The organism is Bradyrhizobium sp. B025, assembly GCF_042257955.1.
GTDB classification, from domain to species: domain Bacteria; phylum Pseudomonadota; class Alphaproteobacteria; order Rhizobiales; family Xanthobacteraceae; genus Bradyrhizobium; species Bradyrhizobium diazoefficiens.
This window is the reverse complement of sequence record NZ_CP170150.1, coordinates 3,342,907-3,367,030: the sequence shown is the minus strand read 5'-3', so window position 1 is coordinate 3,367,030 and position 24,124 is coordinate 3,342,907. Positions and strand designations below refer to the sequence as shown.

The window sequence follows — 24,124 nt, the reverse complement described above, 5'->3', positions numbered from 1 at the left end:
GACCCTCCAAACTGGTCGGCTTTATAGCCGACCGCTTTTTTTGTGCGAACCTTCCTGAAGAGCAGATTTTCCAAGGACACCTGGTGTCGCCAACAGTTCGTGCGTCCCCTTTGCCTAGAGTACTTTCTGTACGATCGAGCGCGCTGCGATACGCCAAAGTGAAGACGCAATGGATTTCTGGGTCCTTGGGATATATCCCAAGCACCCCTCTTCGTTCGGACTATTGGCGAGACTAACCGAGCATGCTTCCCAAAACTACGCTGGACTGCGCGATTCCGGCCGGCCGCGCTACTCCCACTCAATCGCGCCCATGCAGTCTACTCATTACCTCGTAGACGGTGCGGTTGATGCGTTTCACGCCGTTGACGATGCAGCTGGCGCTCGATGTTTGGTGGCGTGGCCTGGACGCCACCATCACGGGTTTGAGTTCTGCCGGCACGCATCGAAATGGCAACCACTCCGATCGCAGAGATGTCCGATTTGCGCACGCCGGCCTCCTATCCTCGAAAATGCTGTTCCTACTCTTGCGCCATAAGCCTGCGCACGTTGGCTGTGGTGAGATTTTTCTTGATCTTCCGGTGCACACGTCGTGCACACGCAGCCTTCTAACCATCTGAAAAACTTGAGCTCTCGTTCCAATCCATCATGGGGGCCACGGCAAATTTGCGCCCTAAGCTGTTAATCTTATTGAGGTATTTCAACTCCGATCAGTCCTTTATGTGATTAGACCGACTGAGAATTCTCGTTTGACGAGGGCTTCCGTAGCTTGGCTCTTCTAGGACGATATTTGCATGAATTGGAAGCGGAAATCGCTTCTTCGGATTCTCAGTGCACACGTCAGGCGGAGGTCAAGGCGTGCATGTGCAGGCAAAGCTTCTTTGGACATCGAGGTTGTAGCTGCCTGAGTCATACTCACTTCGCGGTGTGAGTATAATTTCTGCTCACGAATTTCCCTCTTCAATCGAGACCTTCGCAGCCCAGCTCGCGCAGAGAAGAATCCCTGCGCGCCCGCCACAATGTTCGAGATCTGCTTCCGCTCCGCTCGGACTTTTCTGTGGCAGCTTTTAGTAACCTATCGAAATCGTCAAACGGTACAAAGAGCAACCCATAGTCATTTCTGATGATGAGATCGCCTCGCTCAGCGACCGCTTTGAACGGCTAACGCTCCCGCTACCTTCCAATCGTTCCATGACCGTTCAACGATGTCAGTTCGCCTTCGCTTTCACATATCGGCCCGGTGCCGCTTCCCCCGGCGGATAGAGGTTGCTGCCGAGTTGCGTCCGGGCGGGCACCCGGTCTTCAGCCCACGGCTTGAGCCACGCGATCCAATCGTTCCACCAACTGCCCGGCCTTTCGTCGGCGCTCGCAAGCCACGCGGCGGGATCGTCGCATCGCTGGTCCGACAGCCAATAGCTTCGCTTGTTCTTGGAGGCGGGATTGATCACGCCGGCAATGTGCCCACTGGCGCCGAGCACAAAGCGGGTGTTGCCACTGAACAGGCCGGTGGTGCGATAGGCCGATCGCCACGGCACGATATGATCTTCGGCGGTCGCCAGCACGTAAGCAGGCAGATCGACCCGGGCCAGATCGACAGGAGTGCCGCACATTGTCAACCGGTTCGGCTCCCGAAGATTGTTCTCCAGGTACATGTTCCTGATGTAGAAGCAATACATCGGTCCGGGAAGGTTGGTGACATCCGCGTTCCAGAACAGCAGATCGAAACGCTCCGGCGACTTTCCCTTCAGATAGTTGTTGATCACGTTCGGCCAGATCAGCTCCTTCGACCGCAGCGTCTTGAAAGACGAAGCCGAGCTCGGCGCCGCGGTAGATGCCTTCCCTCCCGATCGTCTGCTCGCGCTGCCGCACCCCTTCCTCGTCCACGAATACGCCAAGATCGCCCGGTTCTCGGAAGTCGAGCATGGTCGTCAGCAACGTCACACTGGCAACCGATTCATCGCCGCGCGTTCGCAGAATGGCGAGTGCGGATGACAAGATCGTTCCGCCGACACACCAACCCAGGACGTTGATCTTGTCTACACCCGAAATCGATCGGGCGATGTCGATGGCGCGTATGGCGCCATCCTCAACGTAGTCGTCCCATCGAATGTGGCCACAGGAGGCATCCGGGTTGCGCCATGAAACCACGAAGACCGTGAAGCCGTTCTCGACCGCGAATCGAACGAACGAATTGGCCGGCTGGAGGTCGAGAATGTAGAACTTGTTGATGCAGGGCGGCACGATCAGCAGAGGCCGGGCGGCCACCTGCTCCGTCGCAGGCGCGTATTGAATGAGCTGAAACAGCTCGTTTTCGAACACAACCGCGCCCCTGGATGCGGCGACATCCTTTCCGACCTCGAAAGCCTCCTCATCCGTGATCGTCAGGCTACCCCTGCCCAGATCGCTCATCAGGTTCTCCAGGCCCGCCTTGAGGCTTTGACCTTCGCTGTCCGTCGCGAGCTTGATGACATCCGGATTGGTGGCCAGGAAATTGGTCGGGCTCATCGCCTCGATGAGCTGGCGCGTGAAGAAGCGCAGTCGATGCTTTTCCTTCTCGTCGAGATCGAGCGCCTCGACGAAGTCGACGCAGTAGCGCGAGTTCAGCAAATAGCATTGCTTCAACAGACTATAGGCCGCATCGTCCCGCCATTCCGTGGCGTTGAACCGGCGATCGCCGCGTGCAGGCTCAATGCCTCCTTCGCCTTGCACGCCGGCGGCCGATTTGATGACGTGCTCGGTGAGCTGGTATAGCCGCTTCATGTGCTCGGCCTGCAATTCGGCGAGACGCCCCGATAAATTCAGGGCTGAGCCGAGGTTCGCCCCGTCGCGATCGCTGTTCGGTGCCCACCCAAGCGATCGCCACAGACTTTCCCCCGCCTTCAACAAGCCCTCGACAAATTCATCAGGCACGTTGAATGGCCGATTCATGGCGTTCCTCAAGATCTGATTGGTTCGTTGCCTTCCGATAACGGGCGGCTTCTGCCGGCGCCCTTTGCCCTCGGCTGCACCGAGAGCGTGCTAGCTATCTGGGCCCGCATGGGCGGGCCGGTCGGTTCGTCCCACGGTCCGCCGCGATCTCAGGACCCGGAGCGGACGGCCGCACCCTCCCTGATGCCATCGACATTCACGGAGAGCCGTTTGATCTTGTCGTACAGCGTCTGCTTCGGAATGCTGAGAAGCGCGGCCGTTGCCTGGACGTCGCCCTGCTTGCGCCGGAGCGCGTCCTCGATGATCGATCGCTCGATGTTCTCGAGTTGCCGCGGCAATGACACATCCGACGTACCGAAACCGGATTTATTGACCGCCTTGCTGTCGAGGACACCGAGCACGAAACGGTCGGCGACGTTGCGAAGCTCGCGTACGTTGCCCGGCCACGAATAGGCCAGCAGGTGAGACATGGTCTGTTCGTCCAGAATCGGGGCGTCACGCTCGAACCGCCTCGCCGCATCCAGGGTGAAGTGCTCGAACAGCAGCGGGATATCCTCCCGCCGTTCGCGCAACGGCGGGAGCTCGATGAAAGCGACGCCGAGGCGATAGTACAGATCGGCACGAAACAGACGCTTTTCGCTCAGCTCGAGCAAATTCACCTTGCTCGCAGCCACGACACGGCAATCCACCGCGATCGCCTTGTTGGTGCCGACGCGCTCGATCGAGCGATCCTGGAGCGATCTCAGCAATTTAACCTGGACGCTCAGCGGCATGCTCTCGATCTCGTCGAGGAACAGCGTTCCGCCACTGGCGTATTCGATCTTTCCTATCCGCTGACGGGTGGCGCCGGTGAACGCGCCCACCTCGTGGCCGAACAGCTCGCTCTCGACCAGCGATTCCGGCAGACCGCCGCAATTCACCGCGACATAATTGCCGCCGCGGCGGCCGCTGTGATTGTGCAGGCAGCGCGCGACGACGTCCTTGCCGGTTCCGGTCTCACCATAGATCGTGACGTCGACATTGGTCGCCGCCAAGGTGGAGACGAGCCGGCGCACCTCCTGGATCTGCGGTGATCGGCCGAGCAAGCTCGCCTCGATTCCGTTGCGGTCCGCCAAGGCGGACCGCAACGATCGCACCTCGAGCGTCAGCCGCCGCTTCTCCGCCGCCCGGCGCACCACTGAGATCAACTGCTCCGAGGAGCAGGGCTTCTCGATGAAATCATAAGCGCCGGTCCGCATTGCCTGCACGGCCATCGAAATATCGCCATGACCCGTGATCAGGATCACAGGCAGATCCTGGTCCAGTCGGCGCAGATCGGACAGCCAGTCGAGACCGCTACGCCCGCGCAGGCGCACATCGCAGACCACGACAAAAGGCATATCTGCCCGAACGGAGCCGCTGGCGCTCTCAACCGAGGCAAATCCGGAAACGGAAAATCCTGCGAGCTCGAGCGCCTGGACGCCGCCGATCCGGACGTCGTCGTCGTCCTCGACATAGATCACGCCGATCGATTGGTCATCACCCATGCGAGGCCGCCTCTGCTATCTCTGCCAATGGAAGGGTCACGACGAATTCGGCACCATCAGGCGTCAGGTTTCGCGCATGCAGTTCGCCGCCGAACGAGCGTGCAATGTGATTAGAAAGCATCAGGCCAAGGCCGAGCCCCTTTCCCGCGGGCTTGGTCGTCACGAACGGCTCGAACATGCGCTGCAGGACGTCGGAGGCGATCGTCGGCCCGCTGTTGCTGATCACGATGCGGCAGCGGACGGTCTGCGCCTCTTCCCTGCCCGCCCGGATCAGGATCGACTTCCGCTCGACACCTTCCACGGCATCCAGCGCATTGGCCACGATGTTGCACAGCAGCTGCTCCAGCCGTGTCTGATCGGCAATGACGAAGAGCTTAGCGTCGATCTCTGTCGCCACGGCAACACCGCCCTCCTTGACACGCCCGGCCAATATCTTGAGCGATTCAGCCACTGCATGCTCGACGGACACCGCGCCAAGCGGGCTGCTCGACTTGTACGCGAACACGCGGAGCTGGCTGGTCAAGCGGCCGAGCCTCCGCACCAATTCGCCAATTCGGGTGAGATTTCCGCGAGCATCGCCAATCGATCCGCGATCAACGAGCAGGACCGCATTGTCGGCGGCAGTTTGCAGGGCCGCCAGCGGCTGGTTCAACTCGTGCACGATGCCGGCCGACATCTGGCCGAGGGCTGCCAGCTTGCCGGCATGAACGAGTTCATCCTGCGCAGCCCGCAATTCGGCGGTGCGCTCCTGCACCCTGGTCTCGAGCATGTCGTTGGCCGCCTGCAACGCGGCTTGGCTCGCCAAGCGTTGCTTGATCTCCCGGCGGCGTTGCTCGACAAGACCAAGCGCCAGCAGCGCGACGAGGGCGGCGAGACCCGATATGATCCCGATGATGAGCGCGGTCTGCCGCGTGGGCGCCTCGTCGTCGAGAAGCACGAGCTTCCACAGACCGCGGTTGATTGGGACCTCGCTGACCGTATAGGCGGTACCGTTCTCCGCTATGATCCGTGCCGTGCCGTTCTCAGATTGATCGACGAGCGTCCATCCAAGTGGCACAAGATCGTGGTTTCCGTAGGGTTTGAATCGCGCAATGTCATCACGTGTTGGAACCGAAAGCGGCGCCATGGGGCGATAGCGCCACTCGTCGCGGGCGGCAAGGATCGTCACCTTGCGCTCGTCGACCAGAAGAATGTCGTTGTCGGTGCTGCGCCACGCCCGCTCGAACGAATCCAGATTGACCTTGACGGTCGCGATCCCCTTTGTCGTTCCGCCGTCCTTCAGCGCATAGGACAGATAGTAGCCGGCGCGCGCGGTCGTGATACCGACACCAAAGAAGGCGCCGCGGCCATTCGAGAGCGCTTCGCTCACATAGGGGCGATACGACAGGTTTTCGCCGAAGGGCGTGCCGGGCTGGTCGAAATCAGCCGCGGCCAATGTCGCGCCGGTGACGCCAAGGACATAGAGATTGTCGGCTCCCGCAAGCAGGTTGATCGACTTCAGATACAAGCTGACGTTTTGCTGCAGTGCAGGATCGCTGGGCGCCTCGAGCAGCCGGAACACGCTGGGCGATGTCTCCAGGAGAGACGGAAGATATTCAAATCTCGACAGGTAGCCGTCGAGCCTCGCGGCCTCGACGGTCAGCCGCTGCTGGGCCGCGGCGTGCAGATGGTCCAGTCCCCGGCGGAACGTGACCATGTATCCCAGCCACGCCGCCGCGGCGACCAGCGCGAGGGCAAATGCGCCACGAACGAGCCAACGCGTGGAAACCGGCACCACCGAACTGACTTTGGCAGGTCCCTTGACGCTCACCAGGGATAGAAGCTCCGTCATCTCCTGAACCAGCACAAACTGTGGAGCACCGGCCACTGCGGACGACGGCTCACGCATAGTCCAACTCTATGGCCTTGCCTCGGAATACGCGATAGGAAAATCCGGTGTAGGCGATGATGACCGGCAGTGTCACGCAGACCCCGATCAGGATCACCTTCAGCGACTCCGGGCTGCTGGCGGCCTGCCAGACCGTGAGCCGGTCGATCACGACAAACGGATAGATGCTGTAGCTGAGCCCGAGGAAGCTCAGGAAGAAGACCAGGACCAGCAGCGCGAAGGGCAGCCAGCACAGTGCCCCGCGCACGGCTGGCGTCCCCAGCAGAAGGCGAACTGCCAGCAGCGCAACGCCGGACGTGATCGGGATCGCCGCCACCGCGATGATCGCCGGCAGCGTGAACCACCTGACGCGGACGGTCTCGCTGATCCATGGCGTTGCCATCGAGATCAGGATCAGGCCCAGGACCATGGGTGCCCAAGCGATCTTGCTCCACTCGATCGCCTTCTCCTGCAGTTCACCCTGCGTCTTCATCACGAGCCATGTCGCGCCCAGCAGCGCATAGGCCATCGGCAGCGCAGCGGCGATTGCGCCGGCAAAGATCGGATAGTTCCAGCCGTCGCCAAAGCCGCTGATGTAGCGACCGAGCATCCAGCCCTGGCATACCGACGCAAGCATCGACCCGGCGATGAACATGCGATCCCACATTGCCTTCCGGCCGGTCTTTGCCTTGACCCGGAAATCAAACGCTGCGCCGCGGAGGACCAGGCCGACCAGCATCAGCGCGGTCGGAAGATACAATTCCGACAGCACCAGCCCATGCGCTTTCGGGAACGCGACCAGCAGCAGACCGACGCCAAGCACGAGCCAGGTTTCGTTGGCGTCCCAGAACGGGCCGATCGACGCGACCATGGTATCGCGCTCCTCGGGCGTCGCGCGGTGCATGAGCATGCCGACCCCAAGATCGTAGCCGTCGCTCACGACGTAGACGAGCAGCGACACGCCCATCAACCCGATGAAGATCAGTGGAAGCATCTCGTCGAAGGACATCAACGTCATGCGAACTCTCCGCGGCTGCGATAGCGATGCGGATCCTCTGCAAAATCCTCCGACATGATGGCCTCCGCGCCCTTTTCCGGCTTCTCCGCCATGTATTTCAGCACGCCGACATAGGCCGCCAGCAGGCCGACATAGAGCGTCACGTAGATGGCCAGGGTCAGCGCGATACTAGCTGATGGAACACGCGAGACGACCTCGCTGGTTCGAATCAGGCCTGATACGATAAAGGGCTGGCGCCCGATTTCCGTCACGTACCAGCCTGCGATGGTTGCGACCCACCCGGCGAAGGTCATCCCCGCGAACAGTTTGAGCAGTGGTCGCGGCATAAGGGAAAAATCCCAACCATCGCGCCAATGCCGCCAGAGGCCGACCCAACTGACCAGCAGCATCAGGATGCCCGTCCCCACCATGATACGGAACGACCAGAACAGCGGCAGCACCGGCGGATGGGCCGATGGAAACTCGTTCAGCCCCTTCAGCTCTCCTTCAGGGTCGTGGCGGAGGATCAGGCTCGCGAGCTTCGGCACCCGCAGTTCGAAACGGTTTGACCGGGTCGCATCGTCGGGAATCGCAAACAGCAGTAGCGGCGCGCCACGCGTGGTTTCCCAGATGCCTTCAACGGCCGCGATCTTCTGCGGCTGATGCTCGAGCGTGTTGAGCCCGTGAAAATCGCCGGCCACGATCTGTGCGGGTGCCGCCAGCGCTGCGAACACAAGCCCCGTTCGCAGCACACGCGACACGCTCGTTGTCGCAGCGCCCTTCAGAAGCTGCCAAGCACTGATCCCGATCAAAAGGAACGCGCAAGTCAGCGACGATGCAAATACCATATGGACGAAGCGATAAGGAAAGGATGGATTGAAGACGATCTCCAGCCAATTCTTCGCATGGAATTGGCCGTCGACGATCTCGTATCCGGCCGGCGTCTGCATCCATGAATTGAGGGCGAGGATCCAGAACGCGCTCATCAACGTGCCGAGCGCGACCAGAAGGGTCGCCCCCAGATGAATCATCTCGCCGACGCGGCGGTGGCCGAACAGCATCACACCGAGAAAGCCCGCTTCCAGGAAGAACGCGGTCAACACCTCATAGCCCAGCAGCGGGCCTGCAATATTGCCGACCCGCTCCATGTAGCCCGGCCAGTTGGTGCCGAACTGGAAGCTCATGGTGACGCCGCTGACCACCCCGAGCGCAAATGTCAGGGCGAATACTTTGGTCCACAGACGATAGGCGCGAAGCCAGTCCACCTTCTGCTGCGGGTCGGTTGCGCGCAGATGCTTCAGGCGGAAGAACAGCAGCACCCAGCTCAGTGCGATCGAGATCGACGGAAACAGGATATGAAACGTGATGTTCGCGGCGAACTGGATACGCGCGAGGAACACGGCGTCCATCAGCATCCTCTCCAGGTCAGGCACCGCGCCATGTGCATAACGGCCGACACGACATCCATTCTCTCCGCGACCGCAATCAGTGGAGCTTCACATGCGGTTCGGTCCGCCGCGTGATCAGGCGGGCCAACGTGTCGAGCGCTACCTTCACCGAACCATGCAGGGCGTGCTCGTGCATCTTGTACAGCGACAGGTACATCATCCGCGCGAACAGCCCCTCGAAGACCAGGCTGCCGCCCACCAGCGCCCCCATCATCGAGCCGACCGTGCTGAACTTGCCGAGCGAGACCAGGGATCCGAAGTCACGGTAGCGATAGTCCTTGATTGCCTCGCCCCGCAGATGCCGCGGGATCTGCGAATAAAGGTGGGACGCCTGCTGATGCGCCGCCTGCGCACGCGGCGGCACGTTGCCCCGGTCGCCCCATGAGCAGGCCGAGCAGTCGCCGATCGCAAAGATGTTATCGTCGCGCGTGGCCTGCAACGTCGGCCGTACGACAAGCTGATTAATGCGGTTGGTTTCGAGGCCTGCGATCTCCTTCAGGGAATCGGGCGCCTTCACGCCAGCAGCCCAGACGATCAGTTCGGCGGGAATCGTTCGCCCGTCTGTCAGGCTCACATGGTCGGAGTCGACTACGGAGACCTTGGCACCCACGAGCACATTGACGCCCAACCTGACGAGCAACTTTTCCGTCTCTTTTGAAACCCGTTCGGGCAGCGCGGGAAGTACCCGGTCCGCGGCTTCGATCAGCGTGATTCTGATGTCCTTCTGCGGATCGACCTGATCTAGCCCGTAGGCCACGACTTCTCGCGTCGTCCGGTGCAGCTCCGCCGCAAGCTCGACACCGGTCGCGCCGGCGCCGATGATCGCGACCTTCAACTGGTGTTCCCCAAGTGGCGAGGATTGGGCATGGGCGCGGATACACGCATTGACCATTCGCTCGTGAAAGCGCTTCGCATCTGCCTGCGATTCCAGCTTGATCGCGTGCTCCGCGACGCCCGGCGTGCCAAAATCGTTGTTCTGGCTGCCGACAGCGATGACGAGGACGTCATAGTCAAAGCTCCGCTTCGGCGTCACCTCACGGCCTTCGGCATCGAGATAGGGCGCCACCAGCACCTGACGGCGCTCCCGGTCGATTCCAATCATCTCCCCGATCCGGTAGCGAAAGCCGTGCCAATAGGACTGCGCGAGATAGTCGACCTCGTGGGCCGCGATATCCATGCTTCCGGCGGCGATCTCGTGCAGCTTCGGCTTCCACACATGGGTGCGGTTGCGCTCGATCAGCGTGACCTCGAGCTTGCCCTTGCGGCCGTATTTGTCGCCGAGGCGGGTTGCGAGTTCCAGACCGCCCGCCCCGCCGCCGACGATCACGACCCGGGGTTTTCCCGATTGCGCCTCACTCATGTTGGCCTCGATCGATCGTGTTCACAGTCCGCCCAGCCGGATCTCCAATCAGTCTCTCTCCGACACCGCATCCGCGGCTGCGACAGCGGCCATGTTCACGATGCGGCGGACGGTGGAGGACGGCGTGAGAATGTGCGCCGGCTTTGCCGCGCCAAGCAGAATGCCGCCGACCGTCAGCCCCTGCCCCGCAGCCATCCGCAGCAGATTGTAGGAGATATTGGCGGCGTCGAGATTGGGCATCACCAATACGTTCGCAGGCCCTGCGAAGCCGGACTCCGGAAACTCGTGGTCACGCACCGACTGCGAAAGCGCGGCATCTCCACGCATCTCGCCTTCCACCGCGAGGTCGGGCGAGCGCTCGCGAATGATCGTGCGCGCTTCCCGCATCTTGTGCGCTTCCGGGACCGCGGAGCTTCCGAAGCTCGAATGCGAAAGCAGCGCCACGCGCGGCGTGATGCCGAACCGCTTAACTTCGGCGGCCGCCAGCAACGCGATGTCAGCAACCTGCTCGGCAGTCGGATTGAGATTGCAGTGCGTGTCGCAGATGAACAGCTGATGCTGCGGGAGAATGAGCATCTGCATCACGGCGAGGGTCCGCACATCGTCCCTCGTCCCGATCACGTTCTTGATCGCGGCCAGGTGATCGGCGGTTCGCCCGATCACCCCGCAAAGCATCGCATCGCCGATCCCCCGCTCGAGCAGGATCGAGGCGAGCACGGTCGCGTTGCTCCTTGTCTCCGACAGCGCAAGGGCCGCCGACACGCCGTCGCGCTTCCTGCGCGCATGATAAACATCGGCGCATTTGGAATAGACCTGCGCATCGTGCGGATCGATGATCTCGCAGTCCTGTCCGGGTCTGAGCCGGAGACCGAAGGCCTTGATGTGCTGTTCGATCGTCGCCGGCCGGCCAAGCAGCAGCGGCTTTGCGATCCGCTCGTCGGCGATGACCTGTGCGGCCCGCAGCACGCGCTCATCCTCGCCCTCCGCCAGAACAAGGGATTTTCCGCTCCCCTTCGCCACCGAAAAGACCGGCTGCATCGCATTTCCGGACTGATAGACGAAGCGGCTCAGCTTCTGTCGATAAGCGTCCATATCGACGATCGGACGCCTGGCAACACCCGTATCGGCAGCCGCCTTAGCCACCGCCGGCGCAATCATCTCGATGAGACGTGGATCGAACGGCTTTGGAATGAGATAGTTGCGGCCGAAGCGAAGGTCCTCGCCCTTGTAGGCTGTGGCGACCACCTCTGGCACCTCAGCCATGGCCAGGTCCGCCAGCGCGCGCACCGTCGCAAGCTTCATCTCCTCATTGATGGTCGTCGCGCCACAATCGAGCGCGCCGCGGAAGATGAACGGGAAGCACAGCACATTGTTGATCTGGTTAGGGTAGTCCGAACGTCCCGTGCCGATGATCGCATCGGGGCGGACCGCCAGCGCGTCCTCCGGCATGATCTCCGGAATCGGATTGGCCATCGCGAAGATCAGGGGATCGCGCGTCATCTTCTTGACCATCTCAGGGGTCAGCACCTTGCCGGCCGACAGGCCGAGGAAGATGTCCGCATCCTGAATGATGTCATCTAACTTGCGCGCCTCCGTCTTCACAGCATAGCGCGCCTTGTTATCGTCCATGCTTTCGGCGCGGCCGGCATACACGACGCCCTTGGCATCGGTCACGATGATCCGCTCGCGGCGCAGTCCAAGGCTCACGATCAGATCGAGGCAGGCTAGCGCCGCAGCGCCCGCGCCGGAGCACACCAGCTTGACGTCGGCGATGTCCTTCTTGACCAGCTTCAGTCCATTGAGGATCGCCGCCGCGGCGATGATCGCAGTGCCGTGCTGGTCGTCGTGAAAGACCGGGATCTTCATCCGCTCGCGGAGCTTCTTCTCGATGTAGAAGCATTCCGGCGCCTTGATGTCCTCCAGGTTGATACCGCCAAAGGTCGGCTCCATCCTGGCGATCGTCTCGACCAGCGCATCAGGATTCTCCTCGGCGAGTTCGATGTCGAAGACATCGATCCCCGCGAATTTCTTGAACAGACACGCCTTGCCTTCCATGACCGGCTTGCCAGCCAATGCGCCGATATTGCCAAGGCCGAGCACGGCGGTTCCATTGGTGACGACGGCGACGAGGTTACTGCGCGCCGTCAGCACATCTGCTTGCAACGGATCCTCCGCAATGACCAGGCAGGGCTCCGCCACGCCGGGCGAGTAGGCCAGCGCCAGATCGCGCTGGGTGGCCATCGCCTTGGTCGGCACCACCGAGATCTTTCCGGGCGTCGGCAGGCGATGATATTCGAGTGCGGCTTCCTTCAGATCCTGGTCCATCGTATCCCTCGACTTGATTCCCTCGTTCGGGAGGCCGATACGCGGCCTCCCTCTGCTCTCAAGCGGCCTCAGATCATGTGCTGGCCGCCATTCGCCGAGATCGTCGATCCCGTGATGAAGCCGGCATCGTCGGAGGCGAGGAACACGACCGTGCGCGCGATCTCGTGTGGTTCGCCGAGGCGACCGACCGGAATCTGGGGCAGGATGTTCTTGGCTACGATCTCCGGATTGATCGCCTTGACCATCTCGGTCGCGATATAGCCGGGGCAGATCGTGTTGACGGTGATGCCGGCGCGAGCCCCTTCCTGAGCCAGCGCCTTCACGAAGCCGATATCACCTGCCTTGGCGGCGGAATAATTGACCTGGCCCATCTGGCCCTTCTGACCATTGATCGAGGAGATGCAAATCACCCGGCCGAACTTGCGCTCGCGCATGCCTTCCCACACTGGCCGCGTCATATTGAACAGCGAGTTCAAATTGGTGTTGATGACCGCGTACCATTGCTCCGGCGTCATCTTATGGAACATGCCGTCCTTGGTGATGCCGGCATTGTTGACCAGCACGTCCACCGGACCAAGGTCAGCCTCGACCTGTTTGAGACCCGCGGCACAGGCGTCGTAGTTCGAGACGTCCCATTTGTAGACGTTGATGCCGGTCTGGCTCTTGAACTTCGCAGCCGCCTCGTCGTTACCGGCATAGCTCGCCGCTACCTTGTAGCCGGCCGCCTTGAGCGCGATCGAAATCGCCTCGCCGATACCGCGCGTTCCGCCGGTCACCACCGCAACTCTGGACATGATCTCCTCCTGATCCTGGTCGGTTCAATCTCTATTTGCCGGCGCTCGGCCAGCCGTTGTCGTTCGCGGACGGCGTGGTGCCGTCCGCGATTCTCTCCGGTTCTAAAAACCGGCTTTGCTCTTCTAGCGTTCGACCGTTAGGGCGACACCCATGCCGCCGCCGATGCACAACGTGGCAAGCCCCTTCTTCGCACCCCGCTTCTGCATCTCGAACAGCAGCGTCGTCAGCACGCGGGCGCCGGATGCACCGATCGGATGGCCGATGGCGATGGCGCCGCCGTTCACGTTCACGATCGACGGATCCCAGCCCATGTCCTTGTTGACGGCGATGGCCTGGGCCGCAAAGGCTTCGTTGGCCTCGACGAGGTCGAGATCTTTGACCCTCCAGCCAGCCTTTTCCAGCGCCTTGCGCGAGGCCGGAATCGGCCCCGAACCCATCACCGCCGGATCGACGCCGGCCGTGGCCCACGAGACGATCCTGGCAAGAGGCGCCAGGCCGCGCTTGCTGGCTTCGTCCGCGCTCATCAACACCAGAGCGGCCGCGCCGTCGTTGAGGCCCGAAGCGTTGCCCGCCGTCACCGAACCTTCCTTGTTGAAAGCGGGCTTCAGCTTGGCCAGCGACTCCTGCGTCGTGCCGGGGCGGATATATTCATCCTGGTCGACGACGACGTCGCCCTTCCTGGTCTTGACGGTGACCGGAACGATCTCATCCTTGAACCGGCCGCCCTTCTGCGCATCCTCGGCCTTGTTCTGCGAGCTGGTCGCGAACGCATCCTGCTCCTCGCGGGTGATCTGCCATCTGGCCGCGATGTTCTCTGCCGTGACGCCCATGTGATAGCCGTGGAAGGCGTCCATAAGGCCGTCCTTCAGCATGGAGTCGACGAACTTGACGTCGCCCATCTTGGTGCCGTTCCGCAGATGCGACAGATGCGGCGCCATCGACATGGACTCCATGCCGCCGGCGACGATGATCCTGGCATCACCATTGACGATCTGCTGCAGCCCAAGCGCGACCGACCGCAGGCCCGAGCCGCAGAGCTGGTTCATGCCCCATGCCGTTTTCTCCTGCGGAATGCCGGCCGCCATCGCGGCCTGCCGCGCGGGGTTCTGCCCCTCACCACCGGATAGCACCTGCCCCAGGATGACTTCGTCGACATCCTCGGGCGAGACCTTCGCGCGATCCAGGGCGCCTTTGATTGCGACAGCTCCGAGCTCGTGTGCGGGCAGCGCGCCGAACGCCCCGTTGAAGGAACCGACTGGCGTCCGCGCCGCGGAGACAATTACCACATCCGTCATGACCAACTCCCTTGATAGCCCGTGATGTCCGGGCGGTGATCGGTTGGCACCATCGTGCCCTTAGCCCGTCGTTACGGCGACCTCGAGGTCGGTCGGATCGACGTTGCGATCGAGTGCGACGCGCAGCTTCTCGCGGTCGAGCTCACCCTCCCACCAGGCGACGACGACGCAGGCAACGCCATTGCCGCACAGGTTCGTCAGGGCCCGGCACTCGCTCATGAACTTGTCGATGCCGAGCACGATCGCCATGCCGGGAAGCAACTCGGGCCTGACCGCGGCGAGCGTACCGGCAAGCGTGATGAAGCCCGCGCCCGTGATGCCGGAAGCGCCCTTCGACGTCAGCATCGCAACGACGAGGATCGTCATCTGCTCACCGAACGAGAGATCGACGTTCATCGCTTGGGCGATGAAAAGCGTCGCCAGCGTCATGTAGATGTTGGTTCCGTCAAGATTGAACGAGTAGCCGGTCGGCACGACCAGTCCGACGACGGACTTCGAACAACCGAGAATCTCCAGCTTCTCCATCATCTGCGGAAGAGCGCTCTCCGAGGACGACGTGCCGAGCACGATCAGCAGCTCATCCTTGATGTATTTAAGGAACTTGAAGATCGAGAAGCCGGCGATACGGGCGATGATCCCGAGACCAACGACCACGAACAGAAACGCAGTGAGATAGAAAGTCGCGATCAGGCCGGCGAGATTGCCGAGCGCCTGGGGGCCATAGCGACCGATCGTATAGGCCATCGCACCAAAGGCACCGATGGGCGCGACCTTGACCACGATCGAGATGACGCCGAACATCGCGTGGGCGACATCGTCCACGAACGAGCGGACGGTATGAGCCCGCTCGCCGAGCCCCATCAGCGCAAAGCCGAACAGGATGGCGAACAGCAGGACCTGCAGGATCTCACCTTGCGCGAAGGCCCCGACCACCGTGTCCGGGATGATGTGGAGGACGAAGTCCACCGACTTCATCTCGCTCGCCTGTTTCGCATAACCGGCGACGGCCGCAGCATTCGACTGCCCCTGGAAACCCGCTCCCGGACGCAGCACGTTGGCGACGACCAAGCCCAACGCCAGGGCAAAGGTCGAAACGACCTCGAAGTAGACGAGCGCCTTGACCGCGACGCGGCCGACCTTTTTCACTTCGGAAATGTGCGCAATGCCGGAGACGACCGTACAGAAGATGATCGGCGCAATGGCCATCTTGATGAGCTTGACGAACCCGTCGCCCATCGCCTTGATCCAGTCGTTCTTGCCGATATCCGGCCAAAGCCAGCCGACGATGACGCCGAGCACGATCGCCGCGAGAACCTGAACATAGAGAACTCGGTAGAACGGCTTCTTATGCGTCGCAGCTATCGCTCCGGACGCCGCGGTGGTCGCTACAGACATGTGTCTCCTCCGTGATCTCGCTGTGTCCTGCGTTGGCAGCCCGCGCTATTTCTTCTTCTGCGGCGGCAGATCGGTGCAGTGGCCCTCAAAGACCTCCGCTGCCATTCCGATGGACTCGCCGAGCGTCGGATGCGGATGAATGGTCTTGCCGATATCGGCCGGCTCACACCCCATTTCGATCGCAAGGCAGACCTCGCTGATCAGATCGCCCGCATGCGTGCCGACGATCCCGCCGCCGATGACGCGATGCGTCGCCGTGTCGAACAACAGCTTTGTGAAACCCTCGTCGCGGCCATTGGCGATGGCGCGGCCGGACGCCGCCCAGGGGAAGACCGATTTGCCAAACTTAATGCCCTCGGCCTTGCACTCGTCCTCGGTCTTGCCGGCCCAGGCGACTTCGGGATCGGTATAGGCGACCGACGGGATCTGTCGCGCGTCGAAATAGGATTTTTCGCCATGGGCGACTTCGGCAGCCACATGGCCTTCATGCACGGCCTTGTGCGCCAGCATCGGCTGGCCCACGATGTCGCCTATCGCAAAGATGTGCGCCACGTTGGTGCGCATTTGCTTGTCGACGTCGATGAAGCCGCGATCGGTCACCGCGACACCAGCCTTCTCGGCGCCGATCTTCTTGCCGTTCGGGCTTCGGCCGACGGCTACCAGAACGAGGTCATAGACCTGCGGCCCGGACGGCGCCTGCTCGCCCTCGAAGCTGACCTCGATTCCGGCCTCGGTCGCCTTCGCGCCGACGGTTTTGGTCTTCAGCATCGCCTTGTCGAAACGCTTCGCGTTCATCTTCTCCCAGACCTTGACCAGGTCACGGTCGGCGCCCTGCATCAGGCCGTCGAGCATTTCGACCACGTCGATGCGCGCGCCAAGCGCCGAATAGACCGTCGCCATCTCGAGCCCGATGATGCCGCCGCCGATCACCAGCATGCGCTTCGGGATCGACTTCAGCAGCAATGCGCCCGTCGAGTCGACGATGCGCGGATCCTCGGGCAGGAACGGCAGCTTCACCGCCTGGCTGCCAGCAGCGATGATCGCCTTGGCGAACTTGATCGTCTTCTTGCCGCCCGCAGTGACCACTTCAAGATGATGCGGATCGAGGAAGGCACCGACGCCGGTCACCACCTCGACCTTGCGGGCCTTGGCCATCCCGGCGAGACCACCGGTCAGCTTCTTGATCACGCCGTCCTTGAACCCGCGCAGCTTGTCGAGGTCGATCTGCGGCGCACCGAACGAGATTCCGTGGTCCGGGAGATGCTTGACCTCATCGACGACGGACGCCGTATGCAGCAACGCCTTGCTTGGAATGCAGCCGACATTGAGACAGACGCCGCCGAGCGTGTCGTAACGCTCAACCAGCACGGTCTTCATGCCGAGATCGGCGGCGCGGAAAGCGGCCGAATAGCCGCCGGGCCCGGCGCCGAGCACCAGCATCTCGCAGTCGATATCCGCCTTGCCGGAATGAGATGCCGGGACAGGCGCAACTGCGGACGACGTAGCGGCAGGCTTTGACGCCGGCGCAGGCGGCGGAGCGGCCGCGGCCCCGGCAGTCTCCAGCACGAGGATGATCGAGCCTTCACTGACCTTGTCGCCAACCCTGACTTTGACCTCCTTGACGATTCCGGCATGCGAGGACGGGATCTCCATCGACGCCTTGTCGGACTCGACCATGATGAGGCTGGTGTCGACCGCCACGGTCTCGCCGGGCTTCACCATGACCTCGATCACCGCGACGTCCTTGAAGTCGCCGATGTCAGGAACCTTCACTTCGATCTGCTGAGCCATGCTGCTCTCCCCCGAACTCAGAACAGCATCCGCCGCAAATCGGCGAGCACGCTGGCGAAGTAGACGTTGAAGCGGGCGGCGGCCGCGCCGTCGATGACCCGGTGATCCCAGGACAGCGACAACGGCAAGGTAAGGCGCGAGGCCCAAGTCTTGCCGTCAGGCGAATGCTGCTTCCAGTATCCCTTGCATACGCCCATGATCGCGACTTCCGGCGCGTTGATGATCGGCGTGAAGTAGATGCCGCCGATGCCGCCGAGCGACGAGATCGAGAAAGTGCCCCCTTGCATCTGGTCCGGCTTGATCTTGCCCTCGCGCGCAAGCTTGGCGAGCGCGTTCATCTCGTTGGCGATCTCCGGCAACGACTTCTTGTCGGCATCGCGGATGACAGGCACCATCAGTCCGTTCGGCGTGTCCGCTGCAAAGCCGATATGCCAGTAATTCTTGTAGACCAGGGTGTCGCCGTCGAGGCTGGCGTTGAACTCCGGAAACTTTTTCAACGCCGCAACGGCCGCTTTCACCATGAACGGCAGCAGCGAGAGCTTGACGCCGCTCTTCTCCAGCTCCTTGTTCATCTTGACCCGGAACTGCTCGAGTTCGGTGATGTCGGCCTCGTCATGAGTTGTGACGTGCGGAATGACGACCCAGTTGCGATGCAGATTGGCTGCCGAGATCTTCTTGATGCGGCCGAGCTCCTTGCGCTCGACCGGCCCGAACTTCGCGAAATCGATCTTGGGCCAGGGCAGAAGATCGATGCTGCCGACACCGCCTCCGCTCGCCGCCGCAGCCTGCGGCTTGGCGGCGGGCGCACCACCCTTGGCAGAGGCCTCGACGTCCTCACGCACAATCCGGCCGTGATTGCCCGAGCCCTTGATCTTGCCGAGATCGACGCCCATCTCGCGCGCCAACTTGCGCACCGCCGGACCGGCATAGGCCAGCGCGAAGGCTTGTTCGTCGACCCCGGCGGCTTGCACCGCCAATGCCGCGGCTGTCGCCTGTGATGCGGGTGCCAGTGCGGGCGCGGCAGCGTTCGCCGCAGCGGATGCGTCACCGGTCGCGAGCACGAGGATAATCGCGCCCTCGCTGACCTTGTCACCCGTCTTCACCTTGATCTCGCGCACCGTACCCGAGAGCGGAGCCGGCACTTCCATCGTTGCCTTGTCCGATTCGAGCGCAATCAGCGGATCCTCCGCCTTGACGCTATCGCCGGGCTTCACGAAGATTTCGATGACCGGCACGTCCTTGAAGTCACCAATGTCGGGGACGCGTACCTCGGCCACACCGGCCGGCGCGCTGACCGGCGACGGCGGCGCACTGACGACCGGGCGCGTTTCGGCCTGCTCGGCGCCCGCGCCCTCGAATTGCACGATCACCGCACCTTCGCTTACCTTGTCGCCAACCTTGACGACCACGGACTTCACCATGCCATCGCGCGGTGACGGCACTTCCATGGTCGCCTTGTCGGACTCGAGCGCGACCAGCGGGTCCTCGGCCTTTACCTTGTCGCCCGGCTTGACGAAGACCTCGATCACCGGGACGTCCTTGAAGTCGCCGATATCGGGAACCTTGATGTCGATCAGCCCACTCATTGCTCTGCCCTCGGCTCCCAGCCTCACACGGTCCACGGCGCAGCGCGCCCGGCATCGATTTGATATTTGGCGATGGCCTCGGCCACGACCGCGGGCTTGATCGCTCCCTCATCGGCGAGCGCCTTGAGGGCGGCGACCGCGACGTAGTGCCGGTCGACCTCGAAGAATTTGCGCAGCTTCACGCGATAGTCGCTACGGCCGAACCCGTCGGTGCCGAGCACGACGTAGCGGCGCCCCGCCGCCTGTACATATTCCCGGATCTGGTCGGGGTAGTTGCGCATATAGTCGGTGGACGCCACGACCGGCCCCGGATATCCCTTGAGCTGCGATTCAACCCAGCTCTCGCGACGTGGCTCGGTCGGATGCAGCAGGTTCCAGCGCTCCGCCGCCATGCCATCGCGGCGCAGCTCGTTGAAGCTGGTTGCGCTCCAGACGTCCGCGGCCACGCCGAAGTCTGCCTTGAGCAGATGGGCGGCCGCGATCACCTCGCGCAGGATCGTGCCCGACCCGACTAGCTGGACGCGGAGGCCCTTCTTCGCGGTCTCGCCTCCGTTTTTCAGGAGATAGAGCCCCTTGAGAATCCCCTCCTCCGCCCTTTCGCCTGCATCGGCCAGCGCTGGATGCGGATAGTTCTCGTTCATCAGAGTGAGGTAGTAGTAGACGTCCTCCTGCGCCTCATACATGCGGCGCATGCCTTCGCGCACGATGGTCACGACTTCATAGGCGAAGGTCGGATCGTAGGAGATGCAGTTCGGGATCGTGGCCGCGAGCACGTGGCTGTGGCCATCCTCGTGCTGCAAGCCTTCGCCGTTTAGCGTAGTTCGGCCGGCCGTGCCGCCGAGCAAGAAGCCGCGTGCCCGCATGTCGCCTGCGAGCCAGGCGAGATCGCCGACACGCTGCAGGCCAAACATCGAGTAGTAGATGTAGAACGGGATCATCGGCACGTTGTTCGTCGAGTAGGACGTCGCCGCGACGATCCAACTCGACATCGCACCGCCTTCGTTGATGCCTTCCTGGAATACCTGCCCGCTCTTGTCTTCGCGGTAGTACATCAGCTGGTCGGCATCCTGCGGCCTGTAAAGCTGGCCGACCGACGAATAGATGCCGAGTTGCCGGAACATGCCCTCCATGCCAAAGGTGCGGGATTCGTCCGGCACGATCGGCACGATGTGCCTGCCGATCACCTTGTCGCGCACAAGGGTGCCGAGCAACTGCACGAAGGCCATCGTCGTCGAGATCTCGCGGTCGCCGGTGTTTTCGAGCAAGCGCTGGAACGTCGAGAGTGGTGGAATTTGCAAGGACGCGGATTTCCGCCGGCGTTGCGGCAGGTAGCCGCCGAGCTTTTCGCGCTGTGCCCGGAAATACTTCATTTCCGGGCTATCTTCCGGCAGCCGGAGGAAAGGCACCTTGGCCAGGTCCGCGTCGGCGACCGGCACCTGGAAGCGATCACGAAAGCCGCGCAGCGCGTCCTGCGTCATCTTCTTCGCCTGATGGGCGATCATCTGGCCTTCGCCGGATTCGCCCATGCCGTACCCCTTGACGGTTTTCGGCAGAATGACCGTTGGCTGGCCCTTGTGGTTCACGGCCGCGGTGTAGGCGGCGAAGACCTTCTCGGGATCATGGCCGCCGCGCGCGAGCTGCCAGATCTCGTCGTCGCTCATATCGGATACGAGCTGCTTCGTTTCCTCGTACTTGCCGAAGAAGTGTTCGCGAATGTAGGCGCCGCTCTTGCTCTTGAAGTCCTGGTATTCGCCGTCGACGCATTCTTCCATGAGCCTGAGCAGCAGCCCGCTCTTGTCCTTTTCCAGCAGGCGGTCCCACCCCGAGCCCCATAGCACCTTGATGACGTTCCAGCCCGCACCGCGGAATACGCTTTCGAGCTCCTGAACGATCTTGCCGTTGCCCCGAACGGGTCCATCGAGCCGCTGCAGGTTGCAGTTGATGACGAAGATCAGATTGTCGAGGTTCTCGCGGCCGGCGAGCGAGATGGCGCCGAGCGATTCCGGCTCGTCGGTTTCGCCGTCGCCCATGAACGCCCAGACCTTCCGGTTGGACGTCTCGGCCAGCTTGCGGTTCTCGAGATATTTCAGGAACCGCGCCTGATAGATCGCCATCAGCGGCCCCAGGCCCATCGACACCGTCGGGAACTGCCAGAAATCCGGCATCAGCCACGGATGGGGATAACTCGACAACCCCTTGCCGCTCGTCTCCTGCCGGAAGCTGAGAAGCTGCTCCTCGCTCAACCGCCCCTCGAGAAAGGCACGCGCGTAAATGCCGGGCGAACAATGTCCCTGAACGAAAATCAGATCGCCGCCATGGGCATCGGTCGGCGCGTGCCAGAAATGGCCGAAGCCGATGTCGTAGAGCGTCGCAGCGGACTGGAAGCTCGCGATGTGGCCGCCGAGCTCCGAACTTTCCTTGTTGGCGCGCAGAATAATCGCCAGCGCATTCCAGCGGATGATGGAGCGAAGCTTGTGCTCGATCGCGCGGTCGCCCGGCAGCGCAGGTTGCTGATCCGGCTGGATTGTATTGCAATAAGGCGTCGTCAGCGACTGCTCGATCTGAAGGCCGCTGCGTCGCGCCGCATCGAGCATCGCATTGACGACGAACTCGGCGCGTTCATTGCCGCGGTGCCCGCGGACCGCCGACAGGGCATCAAGCCATTCCCGGGTTTCCTGCGGGTCCTGATCGTGAGCGTCCGCGAGCGTCATTACTTTCTCCATTGCATGCCAAGCCGAAGTCGAGCGCCAAGGTTCATTGCGGCCCGCGTTCATGCGGACGCGCGCAATGCCGAACGGTCGATATCCCGGTCGCTTTAGGTCGTGAGTTGAATGTTGGCTGGCATCTGAACGTCCCCTCGCACGGTATATTTTAGAGCTGTCGCTTCTTTTGACAGATCATTAAGCAGCATTCATGCCAGCCCACGGAAAGTACGGTATTCCCAGCGATGTCGCTCAATTTGCTTGGTTTTACCGGATTGCTGATTGCTCCCGCGACGGCGTTCAGGCCAGATCCGTCTGAAGCTCCGGAAAACCGGCCGGAGCGACCGCCCGAAATATCGGACCGACCTGACGGAAGGTTCCGAATGCCAGGCGATGCCGTCACCCGGCCCGCCGGGACTGGAGCTCCGCGTAAGGGTGTGCCCAGTCACCCAAGTGAGAACAACGCGATTACAAATCAGGTTGACGCGTGTCATCGCGATAACTGAATGTCAGCGACCAAGCGCGCGAGACTCCATTGTTGGCACGCGATTGCTTGCGCAAGTCGAGACGTATCATGCAGTTTGAGCTAAGCCGCCGGCATGTTTGGCTCTGGCACATCACAGGGATGGGTGCATGAAAGTGATACTTGATCTCCTCAACAACGATCCGCGCACGACGCAGCGGACCGAAAGGCCGCGCCATCCCGAAAAGGCCAACCGCCCGGACACACCGCTGGAAAGCAGGCCCGCATGGATCCGCGTGAAAGCCCCCGGCTCCGCCCAATGGACTGAGACGCAACGTATCGTGCGCGAAAACAAGCTCGTGACCGTCTGCGAGGAAGCCAGCTGCCCCAACATCGGCGAGTGCTGGGCGAAGAAGCACGCGACCTTCATGATCATGGGTGACACCTGCACGCGCGCCTGCGCGTTCTGCAACGTGCGCACCGGCCTGCCCGGCCCGCTCGATGCCGACGAGCCCGGCAAGGTCGCCGACGCCGTGGCCAAGCTCGGGCTCGAGCACGTGGTCGTGACATCGGTCGATCGCGACGACCTCGCCGACGGCGGCGCCGCCCATTTCGCAGCCACAATTGCGGCGATCCGCGCAATGAGCCCGGCAACGTCAATCGAAATCCTCACGCCTGATTTCCTGCGCAAGCACGGCGCGCTCGAAACGGTCGTTGCGGCAAGGCCAGACGTGCTCAATCACAATCTGGAAACGGTGCCGTCAAAATATCTCGCGGTACGCCCAGGTGCCCGCTATTTCCATTCGGTGCGACTTCTGCAACGCGCGAAGGAGCTCGACCCGCGCATCTTCACCAAATCGGGAATCATGGTCGGCCTCGGCGAGGATCGTAGCGAGGTGCTGCAGTTGATGGACGATCTGCGTTCCGCCGACGTCGACTTCCTGACCATCGGCCAGTATCTCCAGCCGACGCGCAAGCACCATGCCGTGATGCGCTTCGTGCCCCCTGATGAATTCGAGGCCTATGAGAAGACCGCCTATGCCAAGGGATTTCTCATGGTCTCGGCCACGCCACTGACGCGATCCTCACACCACGCCGGTGACGACTTCCGCAAGCTGCGCGAGCGCCGACGCGCGTAGCTACCTCTGCGACTGGATCGCGCTACTCCACAAACGGGACACCCTGCACAACCGTCACCCAGGTCCACGGCTTAGCCGTAGCTCAGGCTGAACAAATTGGCAGGGCAATATGCTCGTCTTGCTCACAAACGAATGGATTTTGTTGCACCTCCTGAGATTCTTCTTGATCTTCCCGTGCACACGTTGTGCACACGCAGGCTTCTAAGTGTTTGAAAACCCTAAACTCTCGCTCCAATCCATCATGGGCGAGTTTGAGCTAACTCCAGCAATCTATGACCTATTGGGGCCAATCATAGCAAGGTTCGTCCTGCCAAAGACAATGCAAAAGACCGTCTTTCACCCTTGCCCCATGAGCCCACCGTGAAATGTCCAGGAGCGCCGAAAACATCCGGCTGCGCATTCATCGACGTCAGCAACGCCCGATGCCACATGACATTGCGCGGCAAATTCGAAGAGCCCGCCGGCGAAGACCAAGGGTGGTCTCAGCAAGGCACAGCTGAGGAAGAGCGA

The 24,124-nt window shown here is 62.0% G+C and carries 14 protein-coding genes and 1 pseudogene; 1 reads left to right on the top strand and 14 read right to left on the bottom strand.

Annotation, left to right across the window (positions count from 1 at the left end; translation table 11 throughout):
- Positions 1–1,205 precede the first annotated feature (1,205 nt).
- The 14 genes and pseudogenes from ACE10W_RS15270 to aceE form a co-directional block, all read right to left on the bottom strand.
- On the bottom strand, positions 1,206–1,760 hold the full coding sequence (locus tag ACE10W_RS15270; protein WP_369525344.1) for an alpha/beta fold hydrolase: 555 nt from the start codon (positions 1,758–1,760) through the stop codon (positions 1,206–1,208).
- 193 nt (positions 1,761–1,953) lie between these two features.
- Positions 1,954–2,757 (bottom strand): annotated as a pseudogene (locus ACE10W_RS15265) (PHA/PHB synthase family protein); the annotation flags it as partial.
- Positions 2,758–3,074: 317 nt separating this feature from the next.
- The gene (locus tag ACE10W_RS15260) at positions 3,075–4,451 is read right to left on the bottom strand and encodes a sigma-54 dependent transcriptional regulator (RefSeq protein WP_011086512.1); all 1,377 of its coding nucleotides are present in this window, start codon (positions 4,449–4,451) and stop codon (positions 3,075–3,077) included.
- Complete coding sequence (locus tag ACE10W_RS15255; protein WP_028170820.1) at positions 4,444–6,339, bottom strand: ATP-binding protein; 1,896 nt, start codon at positions 6,337–6,339, stop codon at positions 4,444–4,446. The genes ACE10W_RS15260 and ACE10W_RS15255 overlap by 8 nt, the downstream gene beginning before the upstream one ends.
- On the bottom strand, positions 6,332–7,327 hold the full coding sequence (locus ACE10W_RS15250; protein ID WP_304553763.1) for a cytochrome d ubiquinol oxidase subunit II: 996 nt from the start codon (positions 7,325–7,327) through the stop codon (positions 6,332–6,334). Before ACE10W_RS15250 ends, ACE10W_RS15255 begins: the two co-directional genes overlap by 8 nt.
- 5 nt (positions 7,328–7,332) lie before the next feature.
- Positions 7,333–8,724 carry a cytochrome ubiquinol oxidase subunit I gene (locus ACE10W_RS15245; RefSeq protein ID WP_304552433.1) on the bottom strand — a complete coding sequence of 464 codons (1,392 nt, stop codon included), beginning with the start codon at positions 8,722–8,724 and terminating at the stop codon, positions 7,333–7,335.
- A gap of 76 nt (positions 8,725–8,800) precedes the next feature.
- Positions 8,801–10,123: an NAD(P)/FAD-dependent oxidoreductase gene (locus tag ACE10W_RS15240; protein ID WP_375762605.1), complete on the bottom strand. Its 1,323-nt coding sequence runs from the start codon at positions 10,121–10,123 to the stop codon at positions 8,801–8,803.
- A 48-nt stretch (positions 10,124–10,171) separates the two neighbouring features.
- Complete coding sequence (locus ACE10W_RS15235) at positions 10,172–12,448, bottom strand: NADP-dependent malic enzyme (protein WP_161535365.1); 2,277 nt, start codon at positions 12,446–12,448, stop codon at positions 10,172–10,174.
- A 68-nt stretch (positions 12,449–12,516) separates the two neighbouring features.
- Positions 12,517–13,242: an acetoacetyl-CoA reductase gene (gene phbB, locus ACE10W_RS15230; protein ID WP_011086506.1), complete on the bottom strand. Its 726-nt coding sequence runs from the start codon at positions 13,240–13,242 to the stop codon at positions 12,517–12,519.
- Positions 13,243–13,365: 123 nt separating this feature from the next.
- Complete coding sequence (locus ACE10W_RS15225) at positions 13,366–14,538, bottom strand: acetyl-CoA C-acetyltransferase (protein WP_370204077.1); 1,173 nt, start codon at positions 14,536–14,538, stop codon at positions 13,366–13,368.
- Positions 14,539–14,598: 60 nt separating this feature from the next.
- Positions 14,599–15,933 (bottom strand): dicarboxylate/amino acid:cation symporter, encoded by a 1,335-nt coding sequence (locus tag ACE10W_RS15220; protein WP_304552424.1) that lies wholly within the window; start codon positions 15,931–15,933, stop codon positions 14,599–14,601.
- 45 nt (positions 15,934–15,978) lie between these two features.
- Positions 15,979–17,724 (bottom strand): dihydrolipoyl dehydrogenase, encoded by a 1,746-nt coding sequence (gene lpdA / locus ACE10W_RS15215; RefSeq protein WP_304552422.1) that lies wholly within the window; start codon positions 17,722–17,724, stop codon positions 15,979–15,981.
- Positions 17,725–17,741: 17 nt separating this feature from the next.
- Positions 17,742–19,310, bottom strand: a complete 1,569-nt coding sequence (locus tag ACE10W_RS15210; protein ID WP_304552420.1) for a dihydrolipoyllysine-residue acetyltransferase — start codon at positions 19,308–19,310, stop codon at positions 17,742–17,744.
- 23 nt (positions 19,311–19,333) lie between these two features.
- Complete coding sequence (gene aceE / locus ACE10W_RS15205; protein WP_304552418.1) at positions 19,334–22,021, bottom strand: pyruvate dehydrogenase (acetyl-transferring), homodimeric type; 2,688 nt, start codon at positions 22,019–22,021, stop codon at positions 19,334–19,336.
- A 624-nt stretch (positions 22,022–22,645) separates the two neighbouring features.
- Here aceE and lipA point away from each other — a divergent pair.
- On the top strand, positions 22,646–23,614 hold the full coding sequence (gene lipA / locus ACE10W_RS15200) for a lipoyl synthase (protein WP_304552416.1): 969 nt from the start codon (positions 22,646–22,648) through the stop codon (positions 23,612–23,614).
- The last annotated feature ends 510 nt before the right edge of the window (positions 23,615–24,124 follow it).

What these genes read in the sequence shown, in the direction of transcription:
- ACE10W_RS15240 (WP_375762605.1), bottom strand. Translation starts at nt 10,123, where the DNA reads ATGAGTGAGGCGCAATCGGGAAAACCCCGGGTCGTGATCGTCGGCGGC.
- phbB (WP_011086506.1), bottom strand. Translation starts at nt 13,242, where the DNA reads ATGTCCAGAGTTGCGGTGGTGACCGGCGGAACGCGCGGTATCGGCGAG.
- ACE10W_RS15220 (WP_304552424.1), bottom strand. Translation starts at nt 15,933, where the DNA reads ATGTCTGTAGCGACCACCGCGGCGTCCGGAGCGATAGCTGCGACGCAT.
- ACE10W_RS15255 (WP_028170820.1), bottom strand. Translation starts at nt 6,339, where the DNA reads ATGCGTGAGCCGTCGTCCGCAGTGGCCGGTGCTCCACAGTTTGTGCTG.
- ACE10W_RS15260 (WP_011086512.1), bottom strand. Translation starts at nt 4,451, where the DNA reads ATGGGTGATGACCAATCGATCGGCGTGATCTATGTCGAGGACGACGAC.
- ACE10W_RS15245 (WP_304552433.1), bottom strand. Translation starts at nt 8,724, where the DNA reads ATGGACGCCGTGTTCCTCGCGCGTATCCAGTTCGCCGCGAACATCACG.
- lipA (WP_304552416.1), top strand. Translation starts at nt 22,646, where the DNA reads ATGAAAGTGATACTTGATCTCCTCAACAACGATCCGCGCACGACGCAG.
- aceE (WP_304552418.1), bottom strand. Translation starts at nt 22,021, where the DNA reads ATGACGCTCGCGGACGCTCACGATCAGGACCCGCAGGAAACCCGGGAA.
- ACE10W_RS15235 (WP_161535365.1), bottom strand. Translation starts at nt 12,448, where the DNA reads ATGGACCAGGATCTGAAGGAAGCCGCACTCGAATATCATCGCCTGCCG.
- ACE10W_RS15250 (WP_304553763.1), bottom strand. Translation starts at nt 7,327, where the DNA reads ATGTCCTTCGACGAGATGCTTCCACTGATCTTCATCGGGTTGATGGGC.
- ACE10W_RS15225 (WP_370204077.1), bottom strand. Translation starts at nt 14,538, where the DNA reads ATGACGGATGTGGTAATTGTCTCCGCGGCGCGGACGCCAGTCGGTTCC.
- ACE10W_RS15210 (WP_304552420.1), bottom strand. Translation starts at nt 19,310, where the DNA reads ATGAGTGGGCTGATCGACATCAAGGTTCCCGATATCGGCGACTTCAAG.
- lpdA (WP_304552422.1), bottom strand. Translation starts at nt 17,724, where the DNA reads ATGGCTCAGCAGATCGAAGTGAAGGTTCCTGACATCGGCGACTTCAAG.